The following is a 16371-nucleotide window of genomic DNA, read 5'->3' as shown; positions in this document are numbered from 1 at the left end:
CGCGAGTTTCAAATGGCTAGCTTCAGTTGAAAAAAAAGGATTTTCTAGCGGCTTCTAGAGCGGTAAATGATAAAGATTATAAAGCACAGCGCAGCCAATGCAGCACCAAGTGCAATCAGAATTGAGAAAAGGCTTGTCGACTTCCACAGTCCCTGATCTTCATCCGCACCTTCATCGGTATCTCCATTCGCACTCGTGGAATCAACAAGGCCGCTCCAGGTGGCGTCGGAGATATCGCGCAACGCACCAATCTCAGAACCTCTGACCGATAGGGATGTGCGCGGTTTGAGCGTGATCCGCTGACCGTCCGCTTCGACAAAGGCATCACCGTGGTCGAGCGTATGCACGGCCTCGCCCGTTGCAGGGTCATAACTGATCGCTACTTCTGTACCGCGTATTCCGCAGACAGTTGCACCGGCCCGGATAGCAAACTGACTCCGTGACCCCCAATTCTTTGTGAATGCTCGAATGCTTCCTCGAAGGAGTCCGATAACACCTTCGCGCTTTTTCGGGTTGTCGAATGAAACAAGGAATCTTTCAATTTTGATATGAGAGCTTGAGCCAATATTGACCACAGTCGGTCCGGCATTTCCTTCAGAAAAGCGGTCGTCAAACTTAATACGGAGACGACCGCGCGGACCCGTCTTCAACTCGTCAAGGATAAAAATGGGAGCGCCCTTACTTAGAGGTGTCCATTGCTTTTCGCCCCCGCGTAAAACGTCGACCTGCTTGAAAATTGACTCGATCACGCCCACCCGTTTGCCGCGCTGATTGCCGATATTTTCGATAGCGTCCTCAATCGCAGCGATATAGCCAACGATATCGCCCTTCGTGGAATATTTTGGGTTTAGTGCTGCGACCTTCGTTCTAAAATCGGTTAACCCACGAACATTTGCAGCAGACAAGACCGGATAGTCGGCGAGTGTGGACGTGTAACAATCCGCATAAAGTCTCTCTGCAAGTCTAAACTGCTCCTGCGCCTGCGTTCTCTTCTGTTCATAGACCGTATCGGCTCTGTCAGCATATTCAACATTGAGATCAAGCAGAACTTGGCGTTGTCCGAACATCTCGTCATTATATTGATAGCAGCCACGCGGGCCATCAGCCGCAGCCTTGGCTTGCGCTAACGCCTGATAAACTTGCGCTTCAGAAAGCTCTGCTTTTAGCTGATCGAGAGAATAGCCGTCGAAGGAATATTGGGCGTGGGCTGGCGATAATGGCAAGATCGTTAAAAGAACAATACCGCATATTGTTTTGAATACACCCATGCCGCTAGAGCAAATTGTCACGAGGATTATCTCCTATTTACAACCGGACTATAGTCCATCGCCTAGGGGAGAGCTGTATGTTGCACCGCAATTTTTGTGCTTAGCGTATCCGCCCATTCTGGTGGTAACGATTTCATATGTTTTGGAAGATCTACAATCCATCCCAAAATATTCAAATGTTCCAACCGGGCATGTGCAGGTTCTGGTTTCTCGTGCCCTCTGGGCGCGCAACGCTTCGGGATTCGCGCGTTCAAGATCGCCAATATCGTCAATTTCAACACTGTCCGCCAAGACGATACCGCCGCTCTGTGCTACGGCTACGTATCCAATTGGAAGGGTCGCTCCAATGATAAGGGTTGCCAAAGTCATCGATAATTTCATCAATCAGGTTCCTTTGAGATAAGTCGAAGATAAATTCACAAAAATTCTAATATCCGCATCCTTCGGGAAGTAGAATACGCACTTGTGCCTATATCGCTGTGCTAGGTTTCTTTGGAAAAATTCGAGGTGGAATAATCCGCTATCGTGTGGGCTTTTGCGCCCAAAGCGGACATTGGCGCACGATTGAAGAAACGTCGGCGATTGAGGCGGAAGCGGTCGTATGCTATCTGGATGACAAGTGTCAGATTTCACCACTAACACTGCGCCAATTTTTGCTAACTAGGATGGACATGATGATTTCCCGTGCTCTAAAACCTTTTGTCCCCCACTCTAGAAACTTTTGTTCCGCTACACCGCATAGGCTGTTTCGAACGACCCGATTCGGATGTGGGACAGCTGCGATGAACGGAGATTATCTTTGACCATAAAATATCTGCACAGCATGTTGAGGGTCAGTGATCCGGAAGCAACCGTGACCTTTTTCAAGCTCCTCGGTTTGGAAGAGGTCCGCCGTTACGAAAGTGAAAAGGGACGTTTCACCCTGATCTTTCTGGCGGGTCCCGGACAGAAGGGTGTCGCCGAAGTCGAGCTTACCTACAATTGGCCACCGGAAGACGGCAGCGCTGCCGAGCAATATGATGGCGGGCGCAACTTTGGGCATCTCGCTTATGCGGTCGATGATATCTACGCCCTGTGCCAGACGCTGATGGATGCGGGAGTGACGATCAACCGCCCGCCGCGCGATGGTCATATGGCTTTTGTGCGAACACCCGACAATATTTCTATAGAACTGCTGCAAAAAGGGGAGAACCTGCCGGTTCAGGAACCGTGGGCGAGCATGGAAAATATCGGCGAGTGGTAGCCTATGCCGAGATGCTTCCGGCTGGTTTGGTCGGGTTTGCGTCTGATATATCGAGCCAGACAATCTGATTGCGGCCATTATTCTTGGCATCATATAGGCGCCGGTCAGCGGTCGCCATGATGCTGCGCAGCGAGGCGTGTTTGGATATCGCTGCGACTCCGACCGAAAATGTTACCGGTTCGAGAATCTGCGGCACTTGATCAGACACCGCTTTGATCAGCGTTTCACAAATTTCGGTTAGCGCGTTCACCGGATATTTTTTGCGGTTCTCTCGATTGTCCTGCGGCATCAGCAGCGTGAATTCTTCGCCGCCAATACGCGATGCGAAATGCGGTGTTGCGTTAAGCTGGCGACCAACAACCCGTAACACCTCGTCCCCAACCTCATGGCCGTATCGGTCATTGACGCGCTTGAAATAATCAATGTCGAGAATGGCAAGGTGACCATAGCTATGCGTGCGCTGGTTGCGTCGAAACTCTTTTTCGAAGGAACGGCGGTTGTTCATCGTCGTCAAACCGTCTGTGTCCGCGAGCAAGGTCAGTTCCACTTGCTGAAGCAGCGTATTTTCATGCTGTTGACGCATATGGAAAATCCGATTGGCAACGCCGAGTGCTAGGATGATGGTCTCGATTACCAGTGTGAAATAGAGGCCATAGTCGAGCACCGGCCAACCGATATACAGGTCCAAGCCTCGTGCGACCCGGTCGAGGCTGAACATAACAATGGGCGTCCAGCCAGCGATCTGGAACCAGATGGCTTTGCTGCCCCGGCGGAGCGCGTGGCCCATAGTATAGAGGACGGTGAAAAAGGCAGGCAGAAATGACGCGTGATAATAGTTTCGGGCTTCCATATCATAATTGCCATCGACCGGCAGGACGATTGCTGTAACCGCTAACGGCAGCATGGCGGTCAGGAACATCAGGGCCTGAAGCCAGCGTTCAATCTTCCCTTTTTCGATAAAGTGGATCAGGAAAATGGCGCTAGCGGCAACCCCGATAGCAAGTGACCAATAGTTGATCAGCATTTTGGTGGTCAGACTGATTTCGGGAAAGATAACGAAAATCAACCCCGAAGAACCGAAGGTATAAGCGACAATCGCACCAATCATCACGCAATGCCAAAGCATGAATCGGTAGCGCAGTGCGCCATAGAAAAATGCGTTATAGATTAGCGGCATGATCGCCATACCGCACAATACTGCAAACATGACTGAGAGTGGGAGCTGAAGTGCATCCCATTTCTCTACAGACGCCAGCTGGATCAGAGACATGGAACTGGCTACTTTGGGATCATCAATCGCGATATAGACCTGTTTGATGCGGTTTCGTATTTCAGGATCCTGGCTGCCGGGAACGACCAGTCCATATTGGCCTTTGGGCCGCCAGTTGGCCGCCAGTTCTTTCTCCGAAAAATGTGATGAGTAGATGCTCCCGTCGTCCAGAACGGCGTGGATCTGCATTGTGGTCAGGCCATTATTGTCGCCCTGAACTTCGACCGCACCGGCCGCCAATGTGTCGTCCAGAAAGGGAATTTTGACCCAGACTCTTGGACCTGTCACCGCATATTTGTTTTCAGAACAGTCAAAAGCTTCGCCGGCCTGCAGCAATGCCGGCATCGTGAGGCTTTTTGAGCTGCTTTGCGTGCACAGCCGATCTGCCATACGAACCTCGGCTAGAGCCGGGGCGCAGAAGCAGAAACAAGCTAGAAACGTCAGAAATAATCGCAAATTATGCACCTTTCCGTGAAATATTCATGCGACGATCTGTCAACTAGTGTAAAATCGTTATTTTGCGGTTAAATATCGACAGCTTTAATTTTGCAGGGTAATTTGACGACTATGCTTGAAATCATCCGAATTCCCGTATTGTCCGACAATTATGTCTGGCTCGTCCATGAATCCCGATCAGGTGAGACAATGGTGGTCGATCCGGCTGTCGCAGAACCGGTATTGGCGGAGGCCGAGAAACGCGGCTGGACCATCACCCAGATATGGAACACCCATTGGCACCCCGATCACACCGGCGGCAATGCCGAGATCAAGGCGGCGACCGGTTGCCATATCACTGGTCCGGAAGCAGAACGCGAACGGATTCCCACGCTCGACACCTTGGTGAAGCAAGGCGATACGGCGAGGCTCGGCGAAGTGGTTGCCGAGGTGATTGATGTGCCAGCCCACACCGCCGGGCATATCGCTTTCCATATCCCGTCGGAGCAGGCCGCTTTTGTCGGCGACACCCTGTTCGCCATGGGGTGCGGGCGGCTTTTCGAAGGCACGGCCGAGCAGATGTATGACAATATGCGCAAGCTGGAGGCCCTGCCGGACAGCACGCAAGTCTATTGCGCTCATGAATATACCCAGAGCAACGGTGAATATGCGCTGGTCGCAGAGCCGGACAATCTGGCCTTGAAAGAACGGATGACCGAGGTTCTGGCCATGCGGGAGCGCGGGGAGGCCACCGTTCCGACAACGATTGAATTGGAGCGCGCCACCAACCCGTTCATGCGGGCGTCCTCGGCGGAAGAATTGAGCGAGCGGCGGGTCGCGAAAGACAATTTCTGAACGCCGGGCCGTTTCATCCCTGGTTCAGCCTATATCATGCTATGAAGATGGTCGATGGGGCGGACCATAGGAGAGAGACGATGAAAAAGCTGCTTTTTGCGATTCCTGCGGCGATACTGCTGGCTTCACCAGCGATGAGCGGGGAGAAGATTCAACTCACCGAAAAAGAGCAGACCAAGCTTGATAAGCGCTTGGATGGCCGGACCGCTGGCAAAGCCAAATCCTGCATAAGCGCCCATGATCAACGCCAAATGACGGTGATCAGCGACGACATCCTGATTTTCGGATCGCGCCGCAACGCCAAGACAATCTACGTCAACAAACCCTATCGCGGCTGCCCCAATGCGGACCGCAATATCTTGTCTTACAGCCGTTCGACATCGTCGCTCTGTCGGGGTGAAATTGTTGACCTTGTTGACAATATGACCGGAATGTCGATGGGCAGCTGTACCTTTGGCGAATTTGTGCCTTACACCAAAAACTAGACACAGAAGGACCGGCGACGTTTGTCGCTAGTTCCTCACTTTTTATAGAGCTTATCCAGCCGCTCTTGATAGCGCTCGCGGATCACATGGCGGCGTATCTTCATGCTCGGGGTCAGTTCTTCATTCTCGATCGCAAAGGGTTCGGCGGCAAATTCAAAGCGGCGGACCTTTTCGATGACCGACAGGCTCTCGTTGACCCGGTCTACCGCTTCTCGCACGGCTGATTTAAACGCCGGATTGCCCTGCAATTTGATGAAATCATATTTCATGCCTTGTTCGCGCGACCAATCGAGTGCCCATTCGGGGTCCGGCACGACCAGACCGACCATATAGGGTTTCTTGTCGCCACAAATCATTGCCTGGAGAATTTCTGGCTGCAGGGTCAGCATGCCCTCGACCTTTTGTGGCGCGATATTGTCGCCCTTGTCGTTGACGATCAGATCTTTTTTACGATCGGTAATGGCAACCCGTCCGGCTTCGTCGATATGGCCGATATCGCCGGTGTGAAGCCAGCCGTCTTTCAAGACTTTGTCGGTCTCTTCCTGGTTGCGCCAATAGCCACTCATCACCAATTCACCGCGAACCAGAATTTCGCCATCTTCGGCAATCTTGACCTCTGTGTCGATCATCGGTGGTCCAACGGTATCCATTTTCAGGCCGGTGCGCGGCCGGTTGCAGGCGATAATCGGGCCGGATTCGGTCTGGCCATAACCCTGCAAGACCGTGAGGCCGAGCGATTGAAAGAAGGTGCCAATTTGGGGATTCAGCGGCGCGCCACCGGAGACCATCGCCTTCATTCGGCCACCAAAACGTTTCTGTACTTTGGGTCGCAAGGTCTTGTTGAGGAACATGTCCATCAGCTTGTCGCGCTTGCGGCCTGCTCCGCTGGCTTCGCGGTCGCCAATAGCAAGCGCTTTACCCAGCAGATAATTGGGCATTTTCCCCTGCTTTTCGACGGTTTTCATCAGCTTCGTGCGCAGGACTTCGAACAGCCGTGGAACGACGACCATGATCGTCGGGCGCACTTCTTCGATGTTGGACGCCAGCTTCTCCAAGCCTTCGGAATAGAAAATTTGTGCGCCGAGACCGATCGGAAAAAACTGTCCGGCGCTATGTTCATAGGCGTGGCTGAGCGGCAGAAAAGACAGGAATATCTCGTCATCCCAGCCAAAGTCTGCCTCGATAACTTCGGCAGGGCCCTTGGTATTGTGCAGGATCGCGCCATGATGTTGCATCACGCCTCTTGGCTTGCCGCCGGTGCCGCTGGTGTAGATGATACAGGCGGTAACGTCGCGGGTGATCTTGGCGACTTGTTCCGTGACTTCGGCAACATCCTCGTCGCTGCCCTGGACCAGATCATCCCATTGATATAGGTCGAAATCACCCGACTGACCGATGCGGAGGTCGGATATGCCGATGATGATATTGGCATCCGAAGAGCTAATGACCGACGGGAGCAGATTTTGCGCCAGCTTGCCGTCGGACACGATCACCGCATGGGCGCCGCTATTGTCCAATATATGCTGATGATCGGGCGGGGTATTGGTGGTGTAGGTGGGAACAGTGATACAGCCTGCTGCCATGATTCCCAGATCGGCGATGCACCATTCGGGCCGGTTTTCCGAGACCAGCATCACCCGGTCGCCCTTTTTCAAGCCGATACGTTTTAAGGATTTCGCTAGCGCGGCGACTTGCCGGGCCGCCTCGGTCCAGCTGATCGCCTGCCATTCGCCGTCGATTTTCGCGCTGAGGAACGGTTTGTCGCCGCCTTGCTGGGCGCGATCGAAAAACATCGATACTAGATTTTGATATTGATCGATTTCAAGATAACGGTTTTTCGCCTTTTTTCGGGCCACGCAGTTCTTCCTCTCTCATGCGCCGGACTCGTGCCGGGCTTGGATCATTGGGAATGGACTAGCGCGGTTGAAACCGCTCGGCAATATATTGCTTACGGCAGCTCGCTGACCGCTTGACCAGTGCTACGCGGATCAACGGCGCCAACCCATCCCTTATCGGTCTTCTGTGCGCCAGCGAGTTTCGACGGCAAGCCAGAGGTCACAACGATATGACCAAAGCGCGACAGGTCCACTTGCAAGGCTTCCAGATTGCTACCTTTTTCGATCAAAACGCCCGACCCACCAAAATATATATTCGGCAGCGCCATCGCGTCTTCCAGCGACAGTCCATAGTCGAGCACGCCGATCAGGGTTTTTGTCACATGCATGATGATCCGTTTTCCGCCAGCGGAGCCCAAGGCCAATATTGGCTTGCCATCCGCGTCATAGACGATGGTTGGCGACATGGAGGAGAGCGGGCGTTTGCCGGCCTCAACCCGATTGGCGACCGGTGCGCCGTTTCTTTCAGGCGCGAAGGTGAAATCGGTCAGCTCATTGTTCAAAACCATCCCGCGGGCAATCAACTGGCTGCCAAATGGTCCTTCAACCGTAGAGGTCATATTAGCAATATTGCCTTCGCCATCAACCGCAGTGAAGTGGGTGGTGCCTGAGACTTCAGACGAAATGGCTGCGGTCCGCGCGACGCTTCCCGGCGGCGTACCGGCAGGATAGGTCGCAACGCCGGGCACTTGCGACCGAGCGCGCTTCAGGGCGATCATCTGTGACCGACTGGCGAGATAATTCTTGTCGATCAGGCCATCGACCGGGACGGCTACAAAATCTCTATCCGCTAGATATTTTTCGCGGTCGGCATAAGCCAATCGCATGGCCTCAGCGATGACATGCCAGGCTTGTGCCGGATTTTCGGCATATAGCGTGGCCATATCGAACCGCTCGATGGAGCCCAAAATGCCGAGCACGGTGGTGGCGCCAGATGATGGTGGTCCCATGCCGCAAATCTTATAGGCTCGGTAGCTGGTGCATACGGGCTGGCGAAGAATGGCACGATAATTGGCGAAATCATCGGCCGTTATGGTTGCCGGGCTGCGCGGAGCATTGGCGACAGTTTCGGAAATCGCCGCCGCTGTTTCGCCGGTGTAAAAGGCATCCGGACCATCCGCTTGCAATTCTCTCAACAAGGCACCCAGCGAGGGATTTTTGATGATCGCTCCGGTTCTGGCCGGTGCACCATTCTTCCAGTATATCGCCCGCGCTTCCGGGAAATCGACCCAGAGCTTTTCCAAGCGCTTGAGCCAGCCTGCCAGCGGCGGGCTGACGGCATAGCCATCTTCTGCCAGCCGGATCGCTGGTTCAAAAATCTTCGCCCAAGGCAATTTGCCCCATTTCTTATGCGTCATTTCCATCAGTCGCATATTGCCGGGTACGCCGACAGATTTACCGCCGGGCATCGCTTGCATGAACGGCAGAGGTTTGCCTTCGTCGTCTAGAAAGCGCGTCAAACCCGTAGCAGCCGGCGCCATTTCGCGGCCGTCGACCGTCTCCATCCATCCCCGTTTCGCATCATGGTGCAGGAAGAAACCGCCGCCGCCAATGCCACTGGATTGCGGTTCGACCACGGTCAGCGCGAGCATCATCGCCATAGCGGCATCGGTGGCGGAACCGCCCGCCTGCAACATTTCAAACCCGGCCTTGGTGGCTTCATGATGGGCCGAGGCCACAGTGCCTATATTCTTGGCCTGATGATGCTCCGCCTGCGCGGGAACAGCGACTGCAAGACCGAGGAAAACAGCGAAAATGTTGAGAAGTTTTTTCATAGACCGGGTTTTATGGATGCCCCCGGATTTTGGCAAATCATTTGTCAGTTGATGTTCCGACGGCCTCTGCAATCGATGCAAAACCTCTTGTTTTGAGCAATTCAGCGAGCTGGCAGGCCATGGATGCCGCGATAGTCGGGCCTTCATAGATCATGGACGTGTATAGCTGTACCAGCGATGCGCCGGCGCAAATGCGTTCAAAGGCGTCTTCCGCATTGGCTATGCCGCCCACGCCGATCAACGGGATTTTTCCACCGCTGGCTGTGCGGAAATCTTTGAGCCTCTGAAGTGCGAGATCTTTTAGCGGCGCACCGGAAAGCCCACCGGTTTCGCTTTGGTTGGCGGAACGGAGGTCGGGCCGCGTGATGGTGGTGTTTGAAATGATCAATGCCGCGATTTTCTGGTCCGTTGCGACTTCGACAATATCGTCAATATCGGCCGGTTCCAGATCGGGGGCAACTTTTAGAAAGACCGGGGTTCTGGATTTGCCCATCGCATTCATCACAGCAGCCAGCAGTTCCGCCAGCGCGCCTTTGTCTTGCAATGCACGCAGGCCGGGCGTGTTGGGGGAGCTGATATTGACGGTCAGATAGTCCGCCAGCGGCGCCATATTTTTCGCGCCGGTGACATAGTCGGCGATCCGGTCATCGCTATCCTTGTTCGCGCCGATATTGATGCCGAGCACGCCTTTGCCCATCCGGCCACTCATTCGTTCGAGGCGGGGCAGGGCCTCTTGCTGGCCCCGATTGTTGAAGCCGAGCCGGTTGATCACCGCTTTGTCTTCGACCAGTCGGAAAATGCGCGGCTTGAGATTGCCCGCCTGTGGTAGCGGGGTCAGCGTGCCAACCTCGGCAAAACCGAAACCCATGCGGATCAGCGCATCGGGCACTTCGCCATTCTTGTCGAAGCCCGGGGCCATGCCAATCGGATTGGGAAAATCGAGGCCTGCAACCGTGGTCGCGAGCACCGGATCGGATTTTGGCGCTGGGCCCATCGGGATGGTTTTCAGACCGGCGATGGTCAAGCCATGGGCACGTTCGGCTTCGAGTGCGAAGATGAAGGGTTTGGCGAGGTTGTAGAGCATGGCCGCGCTATGGCATTGGATAAACAGCTGCGCAATGGTGCTCCGAGTACAAGCACTGGAAACGGCTTTGCAATCTGCTACAGCAGGGAAAAATATTCAGAGGATCCGAAAAATGATTGCCACTCCACAATTTGATTTCCAGCTCGGTGAAATGGCGGACCAGATTCGCGACACCACGCGGCGCTTTGCTGACGAGAAAATCTCACCATTGGCCCAGAAAATGGATCGGGAAGACTGGTTCCCGCGTGAGCTTTGGGAGCAAATGGGTGATCTTGGCCTGCACGGTATTACGGTTGATGAGGCAGACGGTGGTCTGGGCCTCGGCTATCTGGAACATGCGATCGCGGTGGAAGAAGTCAGTCGCGGCAGCGCGGCTCTCGGCCTCAGCTATGGCGCACACAGCAATCTCTGCGTGAACCAAATTCGCCGCTGGGCCTCGCCGGAACAGAAAGCCAAATATCTGCCCAAGCTGATCTCCGGCGAACATGTCGGATCGCTGGCGATGTCCGAAGCGGGCGCGGGCAGCGATGTCGTCTCGATGAAGCTCAAGGCCGATGCGGTGCAGGGCGGCTATATACTCAATGGCACCAAATTCTGGATCACCAACAGCACCGATGCCGATACTTTGGTCGTCTACGCCAAAACCCGCCCCGATGCCGGATCGGGCGGAATCACCGCCTTCCTGATCGAAAAGGGTATGAAGGGTTTCTCCATCGGTCAGAAGATCGAAAAAGTCGGCATGAAGGGCAGCCCGACCGCGGAACTGGTGTTCGACGATTGCGAAGTACCGGAAGAAAATGTCATGGGGCCGCTCAACGGTGGTGTCGGGGTTTTGATGTCCGGCCTCGATTACGAGCGTGCGGTGCTATCTGCCATCCCGCTTGGCCTGATGCAGGCCTGTCTCGACACGGTCATTCCCTATGTCCGTGAACGCAAGCAGTTCGGCAAACCGATCGGTAGTTTTCAGCTGATGCAGGGCAAGATCGCCGACATGTATGTCCGCCTGAACAGCGCGCGCAGCTATGTCTATAATGTCAACAAAGCCTGCGACGCGGGACAGACCACCCGCTTCGATGCCGCCGGGGCGGTGATGCTGGCGAGCGAAAACAGCGTGCGGGTGGCCGAGGAATCGGTGCAGGCGCTGGGCGGTGCGGGATACACCACCGACTGGCCGGTCGAGCGTTACTGGCGGGACAGCAAGCTGCTCGACATCGGCGCCGGCACCAATGAAATCCGCCGGATGCTGATCGGCCGGGAATTGATTGGAGCGGGTTGATGTTCAGATGGCTTGGTGCATTTTTGCTGCTTGGTTTGTCGCCTTTGTTGCCGTTAAAAGCATCTGAACGGCAGGCCGGTAATGTTTATGAACTTCGGCTATCATATAAAACCAGTAGTCTGAACAGCGAGGGCCGACAAACCGGTAGTTCATCGGGTCATCAAACCATGATTGAGCGCGTTATCGCTGTTACACCGGAGGGGGTTGAATTGGAAATTGATCTTCCGACCGATGAGGCCCGAGCCCGGGAATGGAAATTTCCAGCCCGCATATTCAAGCCGAAAAATGGCCCGCTTCGCCTGCTGAACGAACCAGAGCTAGAAGAGCGATTGGAGGCGTGGCTAAAGAAGGCTGATTGGACACGAGAAATATGCGGTCAATGGATTTTTACTTGGAATGCCTTTTTCATCGATTGCGATCCCCAGTCCGCTATCAGCATTTTTGAAGATCATAGTCTCGAATCTTCAAAATATTTTGAAGGTGCGGAGTTCATGGTTGAAGGCGCATCTGGTTCAGCGAATCTGGAAACTGCGATGTCGGAAGCAGGCGAGGCGGTCTTGACGGCGCGTCTTCCTATCGACCCCGATTATGTTTGTCGGAAGCAAGCCGAGAGCGATGTGGTGGTTGGCCAGATCATGGGCGAAGAGGTGACTTTGGCTGATGCAACCGAGAGGCGGTGCAGGGATGATCTAGCAGGAACAATTACCGAGACTTATTTCCCTGCTGCGGAAGACAATCATCCAAAACGTGTTCGGGTAAGCCATTTGACGACAATTGATGTCGACGGCGACAAAACGATCCAGAAGCGCACAGAAACGTTGCAACGCAGTTTGATCCGCTAGAAGCTCGATTGCTGTCCCTCTGTCGACCATCAGACCCGCAACGTCTCCCAGGGACCGGTGATCGCATAGGTGAAACCCGGTTCCTGCACATTGACGAACAGCGTTGTGCCATCGGGAGAGAAGCAGGCGCCGCAGAATTCGCTTCTGTCTTTATGCGCGTTGCGGGCGATGTCGTAGATTTTGCCGTCGGGTGTTAAGCCGCGCAGATATTCATCTCCGCGCCCGTCTTCGCACAGAATGATGTCATTCCACGGCGCGACCACCAGATTGTCGCACATGTCGAGGGAATCGGCATTGGTGGATTCGTAGAATAGCTGCAGATATCCACCTGATTCTGACCCACTATCCGCGCCCTGGTCCGGCGTGTAGCGCCAGATCTGACCGACCCGTTGCGCCCCACCTTCGGTACAGGTGAAATAGAAGTCACCCGTCGTGCCATCGGTGCGCACAGCATAGTCGAGGCCTTCGCCCCGCATGAATTGGGCGGCCCCTGCAGCATGTCCGCGATCGGCGAGATCGCCTTCGGGCGCTTCGACATCGTCTAGATCAATCCATTCGGCTCGATAATCTTGTCCGACGGCAAATGTGTCGGGTCCGCTGCCACCCCAGTCTTTTGGCCAATTGGAGGTGATGGCGGCTTTGCGATTGGTCAAAACAAGCGCCTGCAGGCGTCCGCCTTCCTGCAATTGTCCGCGCACATTGGGGATGAACCGGTAGAATAAACCATCGCGAGAATCTTCGGTCATATAGACAATGCCGGTTTTCGGATCGACGGATGCGGCTTCATGGGCGAAACGCCCCATGGCTTTCAACGGTATCGCGTCGATCAGCCCGGTTGCGTTCGACGGGGTTTCGAACACAAAGCCGTGATATTTCCCCGGCCCTTCTTCCGGTTTGAGCATTTCTTCTTCACAGCTGAGCCAGCTACCCCATGGGGTAGGGCCGCCGGCACAGTTCGCGGCAGTTCCGGTCAGAACTAGAAAATCTTTCTCGATGCTTTTGCTCTTCAGATCATAGACGAGCTTGGTCACGCCGCCGAAAAAGGGCGAGCCGTCTTCTTTGCGATCATAGAGCTGACTTTCGGAAACCCGGTCGAGCAGTTCATTGCCTTTGCCGAAGGGGCTGCCGTGCGGGATGCTGTTCCAGTTTTCATGGTTGCGCATCAATATGCATTTGTCTGCAGATTCCGGATGGGCGAAGCAGGCCATGCCGTCGGGGCGGCCTGGCCGGAAAAAGCCGTCCGACATGATGCCGCCGGATTCGCTGATCAACGTGTAGGAAAAGCCTTCCGGCAGATCGAGGCGTTTGGCGGGATCCGGTTTCAGTTCGATCGCTTTATTCGCGCTATGCGCCCGGGCGCATCCGGCGATGGAGACTGATGCGTAGAATAAGCCAACGGCCTGAGCCGACCGAATAAAGTCTCTTCGGGATAATGTCATTGATCAAACTTTCTGCTATTCGGGGTTGCGATAGACCCGTTTTAATGAAGTCAAAATGTACCAGCTAAAGAAAACAGAAATATGACTTACACCCTGATCACTGCCAATCGCAACTATTCCAGTTGGTCGCTGCGCCCGTGGATGCTGATGAAGGCGCTGGATATATCTTTCACCGACCAGATTATATATTTCGAAGCAGAAAACTATGATCGGTTTCGGGAATTTGCGCCCAATGGACAGGTTCCCTGCCTGAAAGACGATGGCCGAACGATCTGGGATAGTCTGGCGATTATGGAATATCTCGCAGAGCGGCATGCCGGATGCTGGCCGGAAGATGAGGCTGCGCGGACATGGGCGCGCTGTGCAACGGCCGAGATGCATGGCGGATTTGCGCCACTGCGGAATATTTGTCCGATGAATGTCGGTGTGCGGGCGCAGTTGTACGAGGCCGAGTCGGGCCTGCAGCGCAATATCGACCGGATTGGTGAGCTGTTTGCGCAAGGCTTGGATGATTTCGGGGGGCCTTGGCTTGCTGGTGCAAGCCCCACTATCGTTGACGCCTTTTATGCGCCGGTTGCCTATCGGGTGCGCAGCTTCGATCTGGATATCGGTGCCAAGGGCCGTGCATGGGTCGATCATATCATCGCGCATCCCGCGATGCAGGCGTGGGAGCGTGAAGCGCTTGCCGAAACACAACGTGAAACGGGGCATGAAGAAGAGGTTTTGGCAGTAGCAACCGTAACGGTGGATTTCCGGGCTACGAACTAATGGTCACAAGCTTGACGGTTCGGGGTCAATAGTCCATTGGCCGGGCCGCCTATGCTGCATTGCAGCATTACCAGTTTCAGACAAAGGATGTTTCATGGCGATTCACAGTGATTTTCGGCGCGACTGGCTGTCGAACCCCAGAACCGAATTTCTTGCCGGACTGGTGGTTGCACTGGCGCTGATTCCTGAGGCCATTGGCTTTGCAATCATTGCCGGTGTCGATCCGCGGGTCGGATTATACGCCAGCTTCTCCATTGCCGTGATCATTTCGATGATCGGTGGACGTCCGGGCATGATCAGTGCGGCAACCGCTGCAGTGGCGGTGCTTGTGGTTCCGCTGGTGCGCGATCATGGCGTCGAATATCTATTCGCCGCGACCATATTAATGGGTGTTTTTCAGGCGATTGCTGCCTTGTTACGGCTCGACTTGCTGATGCGCTTTGTCTCGCGTTCGGTGATTACCGGCTTTGTGAACGCCTTGGCGATTTTGATTTTCATAGCGCAATTGCCGCAACTGACTGGCGAAGCCTTTACATGGGCCAATAGAGATTTTGTGATGCAGACCTATGCAATGGTCGCTGTGGGACTAGTCATTATTTATGGCCTGCCGCGGATTACAACGCTTGTCCCTTCGCCCCTGGCCGCGATTGTAATTCTAGCAGCAGCAAGCGTATTTTTCGGAGCAAAAGTCACAACCGTAGGCGATATGGGTGAATTGCCCGACAGTCTGCCCTGGTTTCACATTCCGCAAATCCCGATTACCTGGGAAACGCTCCGGATCATCGCGCCTTATTCGCTGGCCATGGCCGCTGTCGGCCTGCTGGAATCCCTGCTCACCGCTTCTATTGTCGACGATATGACCGAAACCCGCAGCGACAAGAAGCGCGAAACCTATGGGCAGGGCATTGCCAATTTCGTCACCGGCTGGATCGGTGGCATGGGCGGCTGCGCGATGATCGGGCAATCGGTGATCAATATCAAATCGGGTGGCCGTCGGCGGCTCTCGACCTTTGTTGCCGGTGTGATGCTGCTGGTGCTGATCGTCGGACTGGGGCCGTTGGTGGCGCAGATACCGATGCCAGCGCTGGTGGCTGTCATGATCTTTGTCTCGATCAGCACCTTCCGCTGGAAAAGCTTTACCGAGATTACCCACCATCCGTGGCCATCCAATTTCGTGATGATCGCAACGGTTGTGATGGTGGTTGCAACCCATGATCTGTCCATCGGCGTGCTGACCGGTGTGCTGCTTTCCGGTATCTTCTTTGCCTGGAAAGTCCGGCAACTGGTCACCATTCAGGATTTTGTCGAGATAACGACACACCGCTATGTATTCGGTGGCCAGATTTTCTTCGGCTCCGTTGATATGCTTTATGAAGCGATGGAGTTTAACGAAGAGGGTATCGATAAGGTTGTGATCGATGTGCATGACGCCCATTTTTGGGACATTAGCGCGACCGGTATGCTCGACAAGATTGTAGAACGGCTCAAAAATGAGGGCAAGACAGTCGAATTGATCGGTATGAATGAAGCGAGCGCCACGCTCGTCGAAAAATATAGCGACAATGACAAGCCATTTGAGAGCCTCGGGATGGTTGGTCACTGAATTTTGGACGCGCGTCACACGCGCGCCTTTGCAAATATTATCTCCGTTCGTGCTGGGTTTGTCGAAGCACAGCTGGCTATCGAAAATGCTCTTCGACAAGCTCAGGGCGAACGGTATAAGGGCTCCCAAAATA

Annotated in this window: 14 protein-coding genes; 7 read left to right on the top strand and 7 right to left on the bottom strand. The window is 54.4% G+C overall.

Features of this window, described 5'->3' with window-relative positions; translation table 11 throughout:
* Positions 1 to 44 precede the first annotated feature (44 nt).
* Both ABJG22_RS13955 and ABJG22_RS13950 read right to left on the bottom strand, forming a co-directional pair.
* On the bottom strand, positions 45 to 1268 hold the full coding sequence (locus ABJG22_RS13955; RefSeq protein WP_348020871.1) for a FecR domain-containing protein: 1224 nt from the start codon (positions 1266 to 1268) through the stop codon (positions 45 to 47).
* 48 nt (positions 1269 to 1316) lie between these two features.
* On the bottom strand, positions 1317 to 1649 hold the full coding sequence (locus ABJG22_RS13950) for a hypothetical protein (protein WP_348020870.1): 333 nt from the start codon (positions 1647 to 1649) through the stop codon (positions 1317 to 1319).
* A 442-nt stretch (positions 1650 to 2091) separates the two neighbouring features.
* On the opposite strand from ABJG22_RS13950, the gene ABJG22_RS13945 reads away from it, so the two are divergent.
* The gene (locus ABJG22_RS13945; protein WP_348020932.1) at positions 2092 to 2511 is read left to right on the top strand and encodes a VOC family protein; all 420 of its coding nucleotides are present in this window, start codon (positions 2092 to 2094) and stop codon (positions 2509 to 2511) included.
* Position 2512: 1 nt separating this feature from the next.
* Here the strand turns inward: ABJG22_RS13945 and ABJG22_RS13940 are convergent, their stop codons facing one another.
* Positions 2513 to 4171 (bottom strand): diguanylate cyclase, encoded by a 1659-nt coding sequence (locus ABJG22_RS13940; protein WP_348020869.1) that lies wholly within the window; start codon positions 4169 to 4171, stop codon positions 2513 to 2515.
* A gap of 177 nt (positions 4172 to 4348) precedes the next feature.
* Between ABJG22_RS13940 and gloB the strand changes: the two genes are divergently transcribed.
* Both gloB and ABJG22_RS13930 read left to right on the top strand, forming a co-directional pair.
* Complete coding sequence (gloB, locus tag ABJG22_RS13935; protein WP_348020868.1) at positions 4349 to 5071, top strand: hydroxyacylglutathione hydrolase; 723 nt, start codon at positions 4349 to 4351, stop codon at positions 5069 to 5071.
* 80 nt (positions 5072 to 5151) lie between these two features.
* Entirely contained in the window at positions 5152 to 5556 is a 405-nt protein-coding gene (locus ABJG22_RS13930) for a hypothetical protein (protein WP_348020867.1), read from the top strand.
* A gap of 35 nt (positions 5557 to 5591) precedes the next feature.
* Here ABJG22_RS13930 and ABJG22_RS13925 read toward each other — a convergent pair whose 3' ends face one another.
* From ABJG22_RS13925 to ABJG22_RS13915, 3 genes are all read right to left on the bottom strand, one after another.
* On the bottom strand, positions 5592 to 7349 hold the full coding sequence (locus ABJG22_RS13925) for an AMP-dependent synthetase/ligase (protein ID WP_348020931.1): 1758 nt from the start codon (positions 7347 to 7349) through the stop codon (positions 5592 to 5594).
* Between the two features lie 155 nt (positions 7350 to 7504).
* On the bottom strand, positions 7505 to 9226 hold the full coding sequence (gene ggt / locus ABJG22_RS13920) for a gamma-glutamyltransferase (RefSeq protein ID WP_348020866.1): 1722 nt from the start codon (positions 9224 to 9226) through the stop codon (positions 7505 to 7507).
* Positions 9227 to 9263: 37 nt separating this feature from the next.
* Complete coding sequence (locus tag ABJG22_RS13915) at positions 9264 to 10310, bottom strand: quinone-dependent dihydroorotate dehydrogenase (RefSeq protein WP_348020865.1); 1047 nt, start codon at positions 10308 to 10310, stop codon at positions 9264 to 9266.
* 112 nt (positions 10311 to 10422) lie between these two features.
* On the opposite strand from ABJG22_RS13915, the gene ABJG22_RS13910 reads away from it, so the two are divergent.
* Positions 10423 to 11586, top strand: coding sequence for an isovaleryl-CoA dehydrogenase (locus tag ABJG22_RS13910; protein ID WP_348020864.1), 1164 nt, complete (start codon positions 10423 to 10425; stop codon positions 11584 to 11586).
* Positions 11586 to 12428, top strand: a complete 843-nt coding sequence (locus ABJG22_RS13905; RefSeq protein WP_348020863.1) for a hypothetical protein — start codon at positions 11586 to 11588, stop codon at positions 12426 to 12428. The genes ABJG22_RS13910 and ABJG22_RS13905 overlap by 1 nt, the downstream gene beginning before the upstream one ends.
* 29 nt (positions 12429 to 12457) lie before the next feature.
* Here the strand turns inward: ABJG22_RS13905 and ABJG22_RS13900 are convergent, their stop codons facing one another.
* Positions 12458 to 13867, bottom strand: coding sequence for an alkaline phosphatase PhoX (locus ABJG22_RS13900; RefSeq protein ID WP_348020862.1), 1410 nt, complete (start codon positions 13865 to 13867; stop codon positions 12458 to 12460).
* An 81-nt stretch (positions 13868 to 13948) separates the two neighbouring features.
* Between ABJG22_RS13900 and ABJG22_RS13895 the strand changes: the two genes are divergently transcribed.
* Both ABJG22_RS13895 and ABJG22_RS13890 read left to right on the top strand, forming a co-directional pair.
* Positions 13949 to 14635 (top strand): glutathione S-transferase family protein, encoded by a 687-nt coding sequence (locus ABJG22_RS13895; RefSeq protein WP_348020861.1) that lies wholly within the window; start codon positions 13949 to 13951, stop codon positions 14633 to 14635.
* Positions 14636 to 14729: 94 nt separating this feature from the next.
* The gene (locus ABJG22_RS13890) at positions 14730 to 16238 is read left to right on the top strand and encodes a SulP family inorganic anion transporter (RefSeq protein ID WP_348020860.1); all 1509 of its coding nucleotides are present in this window, start codon (positions 14730 to 14732) and stop codon (positions 16236 to 16238) included.
* The last annotated feature ends 133 nt before the right edge of the window (positions 16239 to 16371 follow it).

Origin of the sequence: Parasphingorhabdus sp. (assembly GCF_039939955.1) — a bacterium.
In the GTDB taxonomy this organism is placed as follows: Bacteria; Pseudomonadota; Alphaproteobacteria; order Sphingomonadales; family Sphingomonadaceae; genus Parasphingorhabdus.
The sequence above is the reverse complement of the archived record's forward strand: the minus strand, read 5'-3'. Positions and strand labels throughout refer to the sequence as shown.

Coding starts and splice junctions, on each gene's coding strand:
- ABJG22_RS13910 (WP_348020864.1), top strand. CDS start 10,423: ATGATTGCCACTCCACAATTTGATTTCCAGCTCGGTGAAATGGCGGAC.
- ABJG22_RS13950 (WP_348020870.1), bottom strand. CDS start 1,649: ATGAAATTATCGATGACTTTGGCAACCCTTATCATTGGAGCGACCCTT.
- ABJG22_RS13940 (WP_348020869.1), bottom strand. CDS start 4,171: ATGGCAGATCGGCTGTGCACGCAAAGCAGCTCAAAAAGCCTCACGATG.
- ggt (WP_348020866.1), bottom strand. CDS start 9,226: ATGAAAAAACTTCTCAACATTTTCGCTGTTTTCCTCGGTCTTGCAGTC.
- ABJG22_RS13930 (WP_348020867.1), top strand. CDS start 5,152: ATGAAAAAGCTGCTTTTTGCGATTCCTGCGGCGATACTGCTGGCTTCA.
- ABJG22_RS13890 (WP_348020860.1), top strand. CDS start 14,730: ATGGCGATTCACAGTGATTTTCGGCGCGACTGGCTGTCGAACCCCAGA.
- gloB (WP_348020868.1), top strand. CDS start 4,349: ATGCTTGAAATCATCCGAATTCCCGTATTGTCCGACAATTATGTCTGG.
- ABJG22_RS13945 (WP_348020932.1), top strand. CDS start 2,092: ATGTTGAGGGTCAGTGATCCGGAAGCAACCGTGACCTTTTTCAAGCTC.
- ABJG22_RS13895 (WP_348020861.1), top strand. CDS start 13,949: ATGACTTACACCCTGATCACTGCCAATCGCAACTATTCCAGTTGGTCG.
- ABJG22_RS13955 (WP_348020871.1), bottom strand. CDS start 1,268: ATGGGTGTATTCAAAACAATATGCGGTATTGTTCTTTTAACGATCTTG.
- ABJG22_RS13925 (WP_348020931.1), bottom strand. CDS start 7,349: ATGTTTTTCGATCGCGCCCAGCAAGGCGGCGACAAACCGTTCCTCAGC.
- ABJG22_RS13900 (WP_348020862.1), bottom strand. CDS start 13,867: ATGACATTATCCCGAAGAGACTTTATTCGGTCGGCTCAGGCCGTTGGC.
- ABJG22_RS13905 (WP_348020863.1), top strand. CDS start 11,586: ATGTTCAGATGGCTTGGTGCATTTTTGCTGCTTGGTTTGTCGCCTTTG.
- ABJG22_RS13915 (WP_348020865.1), bottom strand. CDS start 10,310: ATGCTCTACAACCTCGCCAAACCCTTCATCTTCGCACTCGAAGCCGAA.